Below are 15022 nucleotides of genomic sequence, written 5' to 3'. Positions count from 1 at the left end.
AACATGAATACAAAGACGATAGTACTTTTCTGTATCACTCTGTTTCTTCCGCTTTCAGGATTGACGCAAACAGAACCTGAAGAAATTGCTATGGTCTCGGATGAATTTCAGGATTCATTTTACGAATCCTTGTTGCAAAAAGGAATTGAGAATTACGACAAAGCGATTGCGGCTTTAGAGAAATGTTTGTTGAGCCAACCCAATAACGCAACAGTTCATTTTGAATTAGGCAAAAACTATTTGGCTTTAAAGCAATACGAAAACGCTTATCAAGCGTTTCAAAAAGCAACACAAATTGAGCCGAAAAACAAATGGTTTTGGACAGGAATCTATGACTTAAGTTTTCAAACCAAGAATTACGAACGTGCGATGACTGCGGTACAACAATTAATTTTGTTTGACGAGCGTAATAAAGACGATTTGATTCCGTTGTATATGGCAACCAATCAATCAGAAAAAGCATTGACTTTGATAGGGGAGATGAATGCTAAATACGGCAAGTCACAAGAGCGCACGCAGTTTAAAAATCAAATTCTTTTGGCTACCAAAAACCAATCTTCCGACTGGAAAGAGTTGTCTGAATTTAAGAATTATTTGGATGCCAATGACGGAAACCAAGCGGTTCAAACGATGAATAGTATTTTGGCAAACGCGCAGATTCCTAATGCGGTCAAGCACCGAGTGTTCAATGAATTCTTGATTTTTGCATACAATAATCCGCAATATGAAGGCGCTTTGGAAAATGCAATTTCGGTTTTCGATTCGGATAAAGAAGTCAATGTAGCGCAAGCTATTGGGAAGTTCTATCAGAATAAAAACAATACAGAGAAAGCGATTCGTTTTTATGAATTGGCACTTCAAAAAGAAGTTGGAATAGTGGAAACTAATTTGCTTTTGCTTCAAGCCTATACAACGGCTAAGAAGTTTCAAAAACTAGCAAAAAAAGCAGAAGAAGGAATGGAATTGTATCCTTCCCAGGCGTATTTTTATTTTTATTTTGGCTTAGCCAACAATCAAATGCGCCAATTTAATAAAGCGAAGGAAGCTTTAGAAACCGGTTTGGATTTTGTAATTGACGATTTGGATTTGGAAATCAATTTTAATTTGCAATTGGCGGAAGCCTATAATGGTTTGGGCGACTTTAAGAAAAAAGACAGCTTTTTTGCGAAAGCAAATCAATTAATACAGAAGAAAAAGAAATGAGAAAGGTCATACTATTGTTGTTTTTAACCGTGTTGGCGTCTTGTAAAACCAAACAAGCTGCGGTGACAACCGTGCCTGAAGTTACTTCAACTAAAGAAGTTTCGGCAGAGGATATTATAACCAATCATTATAACAACAAAACCAACTTTGAGACCGTTTATATCAAATCGAATGTGCGTTTTTCAGATGAAAAGCAAACACAAAACGTAACGGCAGAAATTAAAATTAAGAAAGACGAGCAAATTTTAGTTAGCGTTCGCTTTTTAGGAATCACAATGGCGAAAGCCTTAATTACTCCCTCATCTGTAAGTTATTACGAAAAAATGAACGGCACTTATTTTGAAGGTGATTTTAGCGGTCTAACACAATGGTTGGGAACGGATCTGGATTTTTCTAAAATTCAGAATATGTTGTTAGGCCAAGCATTTGATAATTTACAACAAGGAAAATACGCTTTAGCCAAAGTGGATCAAGGGTATGAATTGACTGATTTGCAATCAGGAAACACTTTGAAATCTTTCATTTTGGATCAAGAGAATTTCAGAATACAAGGACAGGCTATTGCTCAGCCAGAACAAGATCGAATGATTAATGTGAGCTATGCCAACCATACTAGTTTTAATGAAGGAACGCTTCCTTTATCCGTTTTTATTCATGCTATTCAAGCCAAAGAAAAAACAGAAATTAGTTTAAATTACACTACAGTTACTTTTAACGAAGCACTTTCTTACCCGTATAGTATTCCAAATGGCTATAAAAGAATTTTAATTAAGTAAATTTGCAAAAAACCTTCTATCATGTCAAAATTTCTCCTCAGTTTATTTTTTGTTTGCGCTACTTCATTAGTTTGGAGCCAAGACTCGCAACAAGAGAAGTTAGAACAACGAAAAGCCCAAATTCAGCAAGAAATTAAAGAGAATGAAAGACTCTTGCAATCCGTTAAGAAAAAAGAAAAATCAGCGGTGAGTGTCATGGCTATTCAAGAGAAAAAAATAGCGCTGAAAGAGAACTTGATCAAAACCACAGAAAAACAAGCGAAATTGTTGAGCAACGATATGTACATCAATCAGGTGGAAATCAACAAGCTTAAAAAAGAACTTAAAGTGCTTAAAGAAGATTATGCTAAAATGATTGTTAAGTCGTATAAAAGCCGTTCAGAAGAGAGTAGAGCGATGTTTTTATTGTCGTCTAAAAATTTTCAACAAGCTTACAAACGATTGCAATACATGAAACAATATACTAGTTTCAGAAAAATCCAGGGCGAGGAAATTAATGTGAAGTCAAAAGAACTATTGGTCTACAATAAAAAACTAGAAGTTCAGAAAACGGCTAAACAAAAATTGATTGAGGAGAAAGAAAAAGAGCGTTTGTCTTTAGAGCAAGAAAAGAAAGAACAAGAAAAAATAGTTAATTCAATTAAGAAAGACAAGAATAAGATTGCAAACGACATCAAGAAAAAACAACAAGAAGCGCGCAATATTGATAAGCAAATAGATCGTTTAATACGTCAAGCTATTGCTGAAGCTAATAGAAAGGCTGCTGCTGAGCGTGCAAAACAAAAAGCTGCCGCTACTGCTGCAGCAAAAGAAAAGAAAGCCGCTGCTGCTGCCGCTGCAAAAGAATTAGCGAAAGCTAACAAAACCGGTAAAACCATTAAAACGGTGGCTAAAGCTGTAGAGGAAGAAGAACCGGAAGAAGAAGCTAAGAAACCAATTTCGTCTACAAAAATTGACTTAACACCCGAAGCAAAAATTGTAGCTGATAACTTTAGAGCTAACAAAGGAAGATTGCCATATCCTGTAGAACGCGGCAAAATCACTTTAGGGTTTGGAAATCAAGCACATCCAGTATACAAATCGCTTATGGTACATAATAGCGGTGTGGAAATCACCACCGATGAAGGTGCTACTGCAAGAGCCGTTTTTGATGGGGTGGTGTTTAGTGTATTTAATGTGTCTCCGGTAAATAGAGCAGTAATGATTCAACACGGTGATTATTTTACAGTCTACCAAAACCTTAGTTCGGTGAGTGTTGACAAAGGCGATAAAGTAAGTCGTAAACAATCGATTGGGCGTGTTCGTTCCAATGGTGAAACTGGCAAAACAGTGATTAAATTCTTAATACTTCAAAATACGACCTACATTAATCCTTCGGGTTGGTTGTCGAATTAATAAATAAAAAAAGCACTACGAGAGTAGTGCTTTTTTGATATAAATAACCTTTATAAGGCACGTTATTACTTGTCAGCGGTATATTCCAAAATATCACCTGGTTGGCAGTCTAAAGCGTCGCAAATAGCGGATAAGGTGCTGAAGCGAATCGCTTTTGCTTTTCCAGTTTTTAAGATGGAAAGATTGGCTAAAGTCAGTTCTACTTTTTCTGATAATTCGTTTAATGACATTTTGCGTTTTGCCATCATTACATCTAAGTTTACGATAATTGCCATCCTTTAAATTGTTAGGTCGTTTTCTTGTTGTAATTCAATCCCTCTTTTGAATATTTGTGATATGACATACACAATGGCCGCCATCATTAAAAATGCCGCGGTATCGTTCCAATACGCACTTGTATCACTTAGTTCGTATCCCTTTTGAATCAGTCTTTTAGCGTATTGTTTCGTAATTATACTCAGCATTGCTATTGAAAAAGCTTCGTAACTAATTTTTTCTATGATTTTGGCAATTTCGACGCTAAATGGAGCAACGATGTTTAATTGAGTAAATAGTTTTAACACCAAATAAAACAAGTAGGATTTCATAAATGCTAAAATAACGATACAACTCATTATTCCCACAAAGTGAGGAAATTCTTTTTCATATAATACAGAAAGATCTAATCCGTTGTAAACATTTTGAGTTGCAAGAGGTTGGAATAAGGTAAAAACAAAATTAAAGAGTAGCGCACCCGCTTCAATACAAAGTCCGATAAAAATGATCCAAGAAGCAATATGTAAGCCTTTTAAAACAGTAGTATTGTTTTTTTTCATAATTAGTAAATTTTAAATTATACCAACAAAGATATAAATTTATTGATAATCAATAAATATTTATTGTAAAAATCATCATTTTAAAAAAATGTGGCTTTGGAATAAAAACAACTCTCTGTATAATGACGGAAATTAAACGGAATTACAATGAATTCAATTATATTTTCAAAATGCAGTTCCATTTCATACATTTGGCAACTATGAGAGGAGTTAAAATGCTATTTTGGTTGCTGTGGCGCATATGGTTTTACATCATGATCGCCTTGCCTATATTGGTGATGTTGCCATTATTGTTATTGTCAGTAGTATCAGAACGCGGCTATAACTATTTTTTTGCTTTAGCAAGAATTTGGGGCAAGTTCATATTGTTTAGCATGGGTTTTTATTATAAAGTGGAAACCGTTCAAAGCTTAGAACCCAACAAAAGCTATATGATTGTGGCCAATCATACTTCGATGACCGATATTATGTTGATGTTGGCCGTAGTAGATCGTCCTTTTGTTTTTGTGGGTAAGAAAGAATTGGCTTCGATTCCCTTGTTTGGATTTTTTTATAAAAGAACTTGTATTTTAGTGGATAGAAATAATGCCGAAAGCAGAAGAGCGGTATATGAAAGTGCACAAAAAAGATTGAATAGAGGATTGAGTGTTTGTATTTTTCCAGAAGGAGGAGTTCCTTATGACGAGTCGATTGTACTGGACAAATTTAAAGACGGTGCTTTTCGTTTAGCCATTGAACATCAAATTCCTATTGTACCTATTTCTTTTGGCGATAACAAAAAACGATTGTCCTATACTTTTTTTAGCGGAAGTCCCGGATTAATGAGGGTAAAAATCCACCTACACATAGAGACAAAAGGTAAATCCTTAGACGACAGAAAAGCGATTAAAGATGAAGTTTACCAAATTATTTACAACCAATTAGTAACTTTTGATAATACAACAGCATAAAAAAAACCGCAAGTAATTCAAGTACTTGCGGTTTTTTTGTGTGGAAGAAAATTTACTCAGCCGCTAATTCTTTGATTTGCGATTTGATTTTTTCTTCTAGTTCATCTGCTAATTCTGGGTTATCTTTGATTAAGGCTTTAACTGCATCACGTCCTTGACCTAATTTAGTATCACCATAACTGAACCACGAACCTGATTTTTTGATGATTTCAAATTCAACAGCCAAATCTAAGATTTCACCTGTTTTAGAAACCCCTTCGCCATACATAATGTCAAATTCAGCAGTTCTAAATGGCGGTGCCACTTTATTTTTTACCACTTTCACTTTGGTTCTATTTCCAATTACGTTTTCACCATCTTTAATTTGAGACGAACGACGAATATCCAAACGAACTGAAGCATAGAACTTTAATGCGTTTCCACCCGTTGTAGTTTCTGGATTACCAAACATTACTCCGATTTTCTCTCTCAACTGGTTGATAAAGAATACAGTACAGTGTGTTTTACTAATTGTACCAGTTAATTTACGTAGTGCTTGTGACATCAAACGCGCGTGAAGACCCATTTTAGAATCTCCCATTTCGCCTTCAATTTCGCTTTTTGGAGTCAAGGCTGCAACCGAGTCAATAACGACAATGTCAATAGCTCCAGAACGAATCAAGTTCTCCGCAATTTCTAGCGCTTGCTCACCATTATCAGGTTGTGAAATAATTAAGTTTTCAATATCAACTCCTAATTTCTCTGCATAGTTTCTATCAAATGCGTGTTCTGCATCAATAAAAGCAGCAATTCCACCAGCTTTTTGCGCTTCGGCAATAGCGTGCAATGTCAAAGTTGTTTTACCAGAGGATTCTGGTCCGTAGATTTCGATGATTCTTCCTTTTGGATAACCACCAACACCTAATGCTAAATCGACACCAAGTGATCCAGAAGAAATGACTTCTACTTCTTCAACGGCTTTATCGCCCATTTTCATTACAGTTCCTTTTCCATAGGTTTTGTCTAGCTTATCCAGCGTAAGTTGTAACGCTTTTAACTTGGCTTCTTTCTCTGAACTCATTTTTTATGTATCTATTTGGTTATCAATTAAGGGAATAGAAGGGATTGGTTTCCCTAATTTGTTTTCGTAAAAATAGTTTTTTTTTCTGAAGTTACAAGAGATGCAATTTGCATTTTTTAGTACTTCTTTAAAAATAAGTAGGCTAGAAATGTAAAAGAGGAATAGAAATGAAAAAAAGGTGGTTATTGAGCAAAATGTACTCCTTTTTTCTTTTGATTTTCTATATATTCGGAAGGAGTAACGCCAGTCAAATCTTTAAAGGTTGTATAAAAATTGGAGCGTGTTTTAAAGCCTGATTTTTCGCCAATAGCTTCTATAGTTAACACTTCTTTAGAATTACTTTCCAACAAATCAATTGCGTATTGTACGCGTAGTTCCGATTTTAACTTTGGGAATCGGGTGTTTAGTATTTCATGAATACAGTAACTCACATGGTTTTGAGGAATTTTCAAGGCAAAACTAATATCACTTATCGAGAAGCTCGGGTCTACAAATGGTTTCTCTGTTTTAATATATTCTAGAATTTGTTGCGCTATTTCTGCAAAAGGTTCGTTTGGACCGGTATCCTTTTCCCATTTGTAATTAATATGATTTTCATTGTTTTCAAACGGCTTTCTGTTTTTCAAACGTCTTGGAATTCCATATAAAATGGTAGGGAATAAGAGTAGAAAAAATGAAATTGAACAAAAAGCCAACCCCATAACAAGGTATAGAGGATAGGATTTTTCTAAACCTATGCTCGGTTTTGAACTTAAAGAGGATACAGTGATGTAAAGAAAGCCTAATGTAAGTAATATAACCGTAGTGAGTAAAATCACAATCCATCTGTAACTGAAAGCCAATTGTTTTTTTGGAATGTCTTTGTCTTCTGTTTTTACTTTGTAATTGGTCCAAACCAAATAACAACTTACTACGGCGTAAATTAATAAGTGAATCGGTCTAGTGAGAAAGCTCGTGCTTGCGCTATACCAATAGTTCACATTAATTTGAGTCAGCACGTCTATATTAAGAATAATGGAGTTCGCAATTTTAATTTTTTCTTCAAACGGTAGAATTACATATGGAATTAATCCAATGCCGTGAATAAGCGCAGGTATAAAATGAAGCAAGTCTTTTTTAGTTAATGAAGAAGTGTCTTTAATTACACCTCGTACATAAAAATACAAAAGCGGACCAAGAAGCAACATTAATGCGGTAAAGTGGTTGTAAAAAATCGCAATCCAAAATGCCGATTGACTGTAAAGAATTAAATAATGGGTAATGCCATAGATCGCTGTAATTTGTAAAAAAAAAGATAAATACACGGCAGTTTTATTTCCGCTCCAATTGTTTTTTAAAACAACGAAAGATAAAAATAGCGTAAACAACGAAACGGTTAAAAGCATGACATTGGGGAATGAAAAACAAATATAATCAAATAAAAACAAATAAACTTGTCCTGTTTTTTTGTTTTTAGGACATATTTCTGTTAAAATGAATAGATTTTGTTTGTCAAAGCCAATAAATTTGCGGGTTATTCAGCAAAAAAACCTATTTTATTGATAAAGTATTTCTAAAAAATGAGTGTCATGCGATTTTTATTTTTATTTTTTTTCACAGGAATAGCCTTTGGCCAACAGTTACATCGTCAAATGTTGTCCGCTCAAGGTAAGGTTGCCACTACATCCAAGGGTATTGTGGTGAGTCAAACATTTGCTCAACAATCCACCATTGGAACCTCGGTAAACGGAAAGATGATCGTTAGCCAAGGTTTTCAGCAGAGTAAATCCTCTTCGGCGGCTCCCATAAAGCCAATAGAAAATAAAACCACGGTTTTTCCAAATCCAATTACCGATCAAGTAAATTTTAAAATGGATCATCCCGTTCCGGGCAAAATCTCTTTTTCATTATTTGATATTCACGGACGTCTTTTGGAACACCAAGAAAAAGAAGCACCAAATCAAGTGCTTACTATCAACAACCTGATGCTTGCCGCAGGCGAATATTTTGTCAAATTAGAAGGAACCAATTATTCCTTCGGAACCGCAATTCTTAAATCTAAATAACTTAAAAAAATGAAAAAAATTGTACCCCACATCCTTTTTTTCCTCATCAGTTTTTCAATCTACTCTCAAGGCGTTTTTTTCAACATGGGAAAAAACTTTAGTACTTTCTCGTACAAAAACCGTGCTGCCTTTACAGAGAAATTGGACATTAACGGTGTAGGTGACGCCTATGAATTTGGGTATACTGACGTTTTGAAATACAAAAATTTCAAAGATTTAAAATACACCGGAAGTGTAACCATCAATGATTTCAATGCTATCGCTGAAACCCCTCTCAACAGATTAGAGTGGAAAACCACCTATTTGGGAGTTCAAAGTACGGTTGATTATCAATTTTATGATTCTTTTTTCTTTTTTCTGAGCGCTAGAGCAGGTTTAAACCTTTCTACAATCCTTAGAGGAAAACAAACGGTCAACAATGCAGGTTTTGATTTGACTCGAAACGGAGAGTTTTCGGGCTTGGTTTTACAACCTGTGATTGGAGTTTACGCCAAATATTATTTATCTAAAAACGGGTATTTGAGTGCCGGATTGAATTTGAGCAAAAGTCTCAAACTAGGCAACAATACCGATAATGTATCTATTAACAACACTCAAATTGTATTTGGGGGCTATTTTGATTTAATTAAAAGATAATACCACATGAAAAAATTAGTTTACTTCGTTTTATTATTAGTTTCTACAGTAGTCTTTTCACAAAGTAACGCCATAACGTATCAGGCGGTAATTTACATGCCTGGTGGTCAAAATGCTCCGGGTGTTAATGTGACCAATGTACCGATGTCAAATAAAAATATTTGTTTGCAATTTAGTTTTGTAGATGCTAGCAATCGTTTGGAATACCAAGAAGAGGTGAAAGTCAAAACCGACGAGTTTGGTATGGTTAACATTACAGTAGGGCAAGGCACTCAAACTGGAGGATATGCTAGTAATTTTAGTGCTATAACTTGGACAGCAACAGCTCAAAAAAACCTACAAGTTAGCTTAGACGCAACAGGTTTGTGTAGCCGCTTTGAGGAATTATCGAATGAACCAATTGCTTCTGTTCCATTTGCAAATGCTGCGATAGTGGCAGGAAATGTGACGGGAGTGGTGGCCTTAGTGAATGGAGGAACGGGAGCAACTACAGCCGCAGGTGCAAGAGTTAATCTTGGAATTGGTAATGTAGATAACACATCTGACTTGAACAAACCAATATCCACTGCTACAAAAAATTACATTGATAGTCAGTTAACATCAAGTACTATTGTAGATGCAGATGCTACCACTAAGGGGAAATTGCAATTAGCAGGTGATTTAGCTGGAACTGCTGCAGCACCTAGTGTACCTGGATTGGCTTTGAAAGAAAATATATCTAATAAAAGTACGGACATTGTTGCTGATGCAGCTTCCACCACTAAATATCCATCTGTAAAAGTGATAAAAGATTATGTGGATGCCTTAAATGCCGCTGCGGGAGTAGCTGATGGATCAATCACCTCGGCTAAAATTGCTGATGCGACTATCGTTAACGCTGACGTGGCAGCAAATGCTCAAATTGATTTTACTAAATTGAATATTCAAAAATCCAATATTTTAGGTTTAGGAATTGTTAAAGGAGATCTGGGATTAGGGAATGTTGATAACACCTCTGACGCAGCTAAACCAGTTTCAACCGCTACACAAACAGCTTTGAATTTGAAAGCAAATGCAGTTGATCTTGCTGCAGAAGTTACAAGAGCCACGGCTGCCGAAACCACATTGACAACTAACTTAGGCGCTGAAGTAACTAGAGCTACCGCAGCAGAGGCTACTTTAACGACCAATGTTACATCAAATGCCACCGCTATTGCAGCAGAAGTTACAAGAGCCACGGCCGCTGAAACTACATTGACAACTAACTTAGCAGCTGAAGTAACTAGAGCTACCGCAGCCGAGGCTACTTTAACGACTAATGTTACAGCAAACGCCACTGCTATTGCAGCAGAAACAACAAGAGCTACGGCCGCTGAAGCTACATTGACAACTAACTTAGCAGCTGAAGTAACCAGAGCTACTGCCGCCGAAGCATTGAAAGCTCCTTTAGCCTCTCCAACATTTACTGGAACGGTTTCAGGAATTACACAAACTATGGTTGGTTTATCTAATGTTGATAATACATCAGATGCTAACAAACCAGTTTCCACAGCAACACAAACGGCTTTGGACTTGAAAGAAAATTTGGCTAATAAAAGTACTGATATAACAGTTGATGCTTTATCAACTGATAAATATCCATCTGTAAAACTAATTAAAGATTACGTTGATGCAAGCGTTAGCTCTGGAGCACCAGATGCTACTACTGTTTTAAAAGGTAAAATTAAATTAGCTGGAGATTTAACAGGTACTGCGGATTTACCAACGATAGCCACAGATGCAGTAACTTCTGCTAAAATAAAAGATGGAGAAATCGCTACAGCTGATATCGCTACAGCCGCTATAACTTATGCTAAAATTCAAAATGTTGCAGCAGATAAAGTTTTAGGACGTGTTTCTGCCAACGCTGGAGTTGTTGAAGAAATTGCAACCACAGGTACAGGAGATGTAGTAAGAGCTACTTCTCCTACTTTAGTAACACCAAATTTAGGAACTCCTTCGGCTGCCGTATTAACAAGCGCTACGGGACTACCTCTAACTACGGGTGTAACAGGAATTTTACCAGGAGCTAACGGAGGAACAGGAGTAAATAATGGAACCAAAACCATTACTTTGGGAGGAAATTTCACCACCTCAGGAGCTTTTGCCACTACATTAACCGCTACCGCAGCTACTACAGTTACTTTACCAACTACAGGTACTTTAGCAACACTAGATGGAACAGAAACATTAACCAATAAGACTTTAACAAGTCCATCAATGACAGCGCCAGTATTAGGGGCTGCTTCAGCCACTTCTATAAATAAGCTAACAATTACCGAGCCTGCAAATAATGCTACTTTAACTATTGCGGACGGTAAAACCTTAACAGCTAATAATTCAATTGTATTAGCCGGTACTGATGGGAAAACGATGACCTTTCCATCGACTGATGCTACAATTGCAAGAACAGATGCCGACCAAACCTTTACGGGAACACAAACCTTTAGTTCAACTATTGCAGGTTCGATTACAGGAAACGCCGCTACAGTAACTACCAATGCTAATTTAACTGGGCCAATTACGAGTGTTGGAAATGCCACTACAATTACGGATGCCGCAGTAACCGATGCAAAATTAGATAAAGCTAATATTCCTTTAAGTGGTTTTGGAGCTGCAACCGCTGACGTTGCACTTGGGGGAAAAAAACTAACAGGAGTGGCTAATCCAACAGCGGCGCAAGATGCAGCAACCAAAAGTTATGTAGACGCTTTAAATGCTGCTGCTGGAGTGGCTGATGGTTCGATTACCTCTGCTAAAATTGCTAATGCAACAATTGTAAATGATGATGTATCTACAACTGCTGCCATTGCGTATTCCAAATTAAATTTGGCGAACTCAATTGTAGCAGCAGATATCAGTGCAAGCGCAGTAGAAACAGCCAAGATAAATAATGCTGCAGTTACCGAAGCAAAACTAGCTGCCGATGCAGTAACTTCTGCTAAAATAAAAGATGGAGAAATCGCTACAGCTGATATCGCTACAGCCGCTATAACTTATGCTAAAATTCAAAATGTTGCAGCAGATAAAGTTTTAGGACGTGTTTCTGCCAACGCTGGAGTTGTTGAAGAAATTGCAACCACAGGTACAGGAGATGTAGTAAGAGCTACTTCTCCTACTTTAGTAACACCAAATTTAGGAACTCCTTCGGCTGCCGTATTAACAAGCGCTACGGGACTACCTCTAACTACGGGTGTAACAGGAATTTTACCAGGAGCTAACGGAGGAACAGGAGTAAATAATGGAACCAAAACCATTACTTTGGGAGGGAATTTAACCACCTCAGGAGCTTTTGCCACTACATTAACCGCTACCGCAGCTACTTCAGTTACTTTACCAACTACAGGTACTTTAGCAACATTAGATGGAACAGAAACCTTGACAAACAAGACCTTAACAAGTCCAACGATGACTGCACCAACTTTAGGAGTGGCTACTGCAACAAGCATCAATGGATTGACACCTACCGCTCTAGCTACAGGATTTACTATTGCAGGGGGAACTGCCTCAAAAACATTAACCGTTAGTGGTGATGCTACGGTAAGTGGTACCACAAGCGGCACCAATACAGGCGACCAAACCATTACGTTAACAGGTGATGTAACAGGAAGCGGAACAGGAAGTTTTGCGGCAACTATTGGTACCGGAAAAGTAACCACAGCTACAATTGCTGCCGATGCAGTAACTTCAGCCAAGATTGCAGATGGAACTATTATAGTTGGTGATTTAGCTGATGATGCTATAGAAACTGCAAAGATTAAAAATGCTAATGTAACTACAACCAAACTAGCTGATGCCGCAGTAACATCTGCAAAAATTGCCGATGGAACCATTGTAGCTGCAGATTTAGCTGATTCTGCAGTAACTAATGCAAAACTAGCTACTGGAATAGACGCTACCAAGTTGGCTGATGGCTCAGTTACTAATACAGAATTACAATATATAGGTACCTTAACTTCTGATGTTCAAGCACAGATTAACGCATTAAGCACCTCAGGTTCTACAAGTACTATAGCAATTAACGCTATCAATACGTTAGCTGATGGTAAAATATATGTAGGTAATGCTTCCAATGAGGCAACCGAGGTAACCCCATCAGGAGATGTAACCATTACTAACGCAGGTGTTACAGCTATTGGAACGGGCAAAGTGTTAACTGCGATGTTAGCTACAGATGCCGTAACTACTGCAAAAATTACAAATGCTAATGTAACAGAAGCGAAATTATCCGCTGATGCAGTGACTTCAGCTAAAATAAAAGATGGCGAAATTGTAAATGCAGATGTATCTTCAACAGCGGCAATTGCATATTCAAAATTAAATTTGGCCAACTCAATAGTAGCGGCAGATATTACTGCTAACGCAGTAACCACAGCAAAAATTACAGATGCTAATGTAACAGAAGCGAAACTAGCTGCTGATGCAGTGACTTCTGCTAAAATACTAGATAGCACTATTGCTACAATTGATATCGCTGATGCGGCAATCACCTATGCTAAAATTCAAAATGTAGCGGCAGGCAAAGTTTTAGGGAATTTTACTGGAACTGCTGGAGCTGCTCAAGAAATTGCAACTATAGGAACGGGAGATGTTGTAAGAGCTACTTCGCCAACATTAGTTACACCAGTTATTGGTGCTGCCACTGGAACAAGTTTAAGTGTTTCAGGACAATTGACTTCAACAGTAGCAACAGGAACAGCACCATTAGTAGTGACTTCAACTACACCGGTAGCGAATTTGAATATTGGAGGAAATGCAGCTACAGTAACTAATGGTATTTATACAACAAGTAAAATAAGCGCTTTGGCTGAAACAACTTCAGCTGAATTAGCAGGAAAAATTTCAGATGAAACAGGCTCAGGAACTTTGGTTTTTGCTACTAGTCCAACTTTAGTTACTCCAGCTTTAGGAACTCCATCTGCTGCAGTTTTAACCAATGCAACAGGTTTACCAATTTCTTCAGGAGTAAGTGGATTGGGAACGGGAGTAGCTACTGCATTAGCAACTCCATCAAGTGCGAATTTAATTGCCGCAGTAACAGATGAAACAGGAACTGGGGCTTTAGTTTTTGCCACTAGTCCAACTTTGGTTACGCCTAATCTAGGAACTCCATCTGCTGCTGTATTAACTAGTGCAACGGGATTACCTTTAACATCAGGCGTAACAGGTATTTTACCAATTGCCAATGGTGGTACTGGATCATCTTCACAAAACTTTGTCGATTTAACAACGGCACAAACTGTTGCTGGAGCTAAGACATTTAGCGGGAATACAGCCGTAAGCGGATCTAGTACATTCACAGTAGGTACAGGAGCTACAGCCTTAGGCGGCACATTAGCTGTTACAGGAGCTACTACATTAAATGGTAATACCTCTGTAAGTGGATCGAATACTTTGACAGTAGGAACAGGAGCCACAACTCTAGGAGGTACATTAGGCGTTACCGGAGCGACTACTTTGTCAAGCACTTTAGGCGTAACAGGAAACGCCACTTTGAGTGGTACTTTAGGAGTTACTGGAGCGACTTCTTTATCAAGTACTTTAGCTGTAACAGGCAACACCACCCTTGGAGGTACTCTAGGTGTAACTGGCAATACTACTATTGGAGGAACAACTACATTAAACGGAAATACCTCTGTAAGTGGAACGAATACATTAACAGTTGGAACTGGAGCTACAGCCTTAGGTGGTGCATTAACTGTTGCTGGTGCAACAACGTTAAACGGAACTTTGACCATACCAACAGGAGCTTCTGCAGGAGAAGTCTTAATTTCAGATGCTAATGGAGTAGCAAGTTGGTCATATTCTCCTGGTGCAGTAGTTGTAAGAAATACCAATGCAGCCTATACAATTGGTTTGGGTGACTCTTATATCTTTTACACAGGAACAGGTAATGTTGCCTTTACTATACCTGCTGCTGCATCAACCAATTCAGGAAAAGAGATTACCATTAAAAATAAAACATCATCTACTATTACTGTTAATGCTGCTTCCGGGACTATGTATGTTGATAGTGCTAACACAGCAGTATCTTCTTTTTCAATTGGAATAGAAGCTTCAAATAACTGGGTGAAATTGGTTTCAGATGGATCACAGTGGAACGTGTTAAGAGCCTTATTCTAAT

Annotated in this window: 11 protein-coding genes; 7 read left to right on the top strand and 4 right to left on the bottom strand. The window is 37.4% G+C overall.

What is annotated here, in order from left to right:
* The first annotated feature begins 3 nt into the window (after window positions 1-3).
* From LPC23_RS02715 to LPC23_RS02705, 3 genes are read left to right on the top strand one after another with little or no spacing between them, the layout of a single operon-like run.
* Complete coding sequence (locus tag LPC23_RS02715; RefSeq protein ID WP_229330916.1) at window positions 4-1203, top strand: tetratricopeptide repeat protein; 1200 nt, start codon at window positions 4-6, stop codon at window positions 1201-1203.
* Window positions 1200-1979, top strand: a complete 780-nt coding sequence (gene lolB1, locus LPC23_RS02710; protein ID WP_229330915.1) for a lipoprotein insertase outer membrane protein LolB1 — start codon at window positions 1200-1202, stop codon at window positions 1977-1979. The genes LPC23_RS02715 and lolB1 overlap by 4 nt, the downstream gene beginning before the upstream one ends.
* A gap of 21 nt (window positions 1980-2000) precedes the next feature.
* On the top strand, window positions 2001-3374 hold the full coding sequence (locus LPC23_RS02705; protein ID WP_229330914.1) for a murein hydrolase activator EnvC family protein: 1374 nt from the start codon (window positions 2001-2003) through the stop codon (window positions 3372-3374).
* A 65-nt stretch (window positions 3375-3439) separates the two neighbouring features.
* Here the strand turns inward: LPC23_RS02705 and LPC23_RS02700 are convergent, their stop codons facing one another.
* Both LPC23_RS02700 and LPC23_RS02695 read right to left on the bottom strand, forming a co-directional pair.
* Window positions 3440-3649 (bottom strand): helix-turn-helix domain-containing protein, encoded by a 210-nt coding sequence (locus tag LPC23_RS02700; protein ID WP_229330912.1) that lies wholly within the window; start codon window positions 3647-3649, stop codon window positions 3440-3442.
* A 3-nt stretch (window positions 3650-3652) separates the two neighbouring features.
* Window positions 3653-4189: a DUF2975 domain-containing protein gene (locus tag LPC23_RS02695; RefSeq protein ID WP_229330911.1), complete on the bottom strand. Its 537-nt coding sequence runs from the start codon at window positions 4187-4189 to the stop codon at window positions 3653-3655.
* A gap of 200 nt (window positions 4190-4389) precedes the next feature.
* On the opposite strand from LPC23_RS02695, the gene LPC23_RS02690 reads away from it, so the two are divergent.
* The gene (locus LPC23_RS02690) at window positions 4390-5139 is read left to right on the top strand and encodes a lysophospholipid acyltransferase family protein (protein ID WP_229331572.1); all 750 of its coding nucleotides are present in this window, start codon (window positions 4390-4392) and stop codon (window positions 5137-5139) included.
* Between the two features lie 52 nt (window positions 5140-5191).
* On the opposite strand, the gene recA is transcribed toward LPC23_RS02690, so the two are convergent.
* On the bottom strand, window positions 5192-6199 hold the full coding sequence (recA, locus tag LPC23_RS02685) for a recombinase RecA (RefSeq protein WP_229326250.1): 1008 nt from the start codon (window positions 6197-6199) through the stop codon (window positions 5192-5194).
* Between the two features lie 182 nt (window positions 6200-6381).
* On the bottom strand, window positions 6382-7584 hold the full coding sequence (locus tag LPC23_RS02680) for a helix-turn-helix domain-containing protein (RefSeq protein ID WP_229330909.1): 1203 nt from the start codon (window positions 7582-7584) through the stop codon (window positions 6382-6384).
* Between the two features lie 183 nt (window positions 7585-7767).
* Here LPC23_RS02680 and LPC23_RS02675 point away from each other — a divergent pair, with 183 nt between their 5' ends.
* From LPC23_RS02675 to LPC23_RS02665, 3 genes are all read left to right on the top strand, one after another.
* Window positions 7768-8244, top strand: a complete 477-nt coding sequence (locus tag LPC23_RS02675) for a T9SS type A sorting domain-containing protein (protein ID WP_229330907.1) — start codon at window positions 7768-7770, stop codon at window positions 8242-8244.
* Between the two features lie 84 nt (window positions 8245-8328).
* The gene (locus LPC23_RS02670; RefSeq protein WP_229330906.1) at window positions 8329-8880 is read left to right on the top strand and encodes a hypothetical protein; all 552 of its coding nucleotides are present in this window, start codon (window positions 8329-8331) and stop codon (window positions 8878-8880) included.
* 6 nt (window positions 8881-8886) lie between these two features.
* On the top strand, window positions 8887-15021 hold the full coding sequence (locus tag LPC23_RS02665; RefSeq protein WP_229330904.1) for a hypothetical protein: 6135 nt from the start codon (window positions 8887-8889) through the stop codon (window positions 15019-15021).
* The last annotated feature ends 1 nt before the right edge of the window (window position 15022 follow it).

Source organism: Flavobacterium ammonificans, assembly GCF_020885975.1.
Taxonomy (GTDB): Bacteria; Bacteroidota; Bacteroidia; order Flavobacteriales; family Flavobacteriaceae; genus Flavobacterium; species Flavobacterium ammonificans.
The sequence above is the reverse complement of the archived record's forward strand: the minus strand, read 5'-3'. Positions and strand labels throughout refer to the sequence as shown.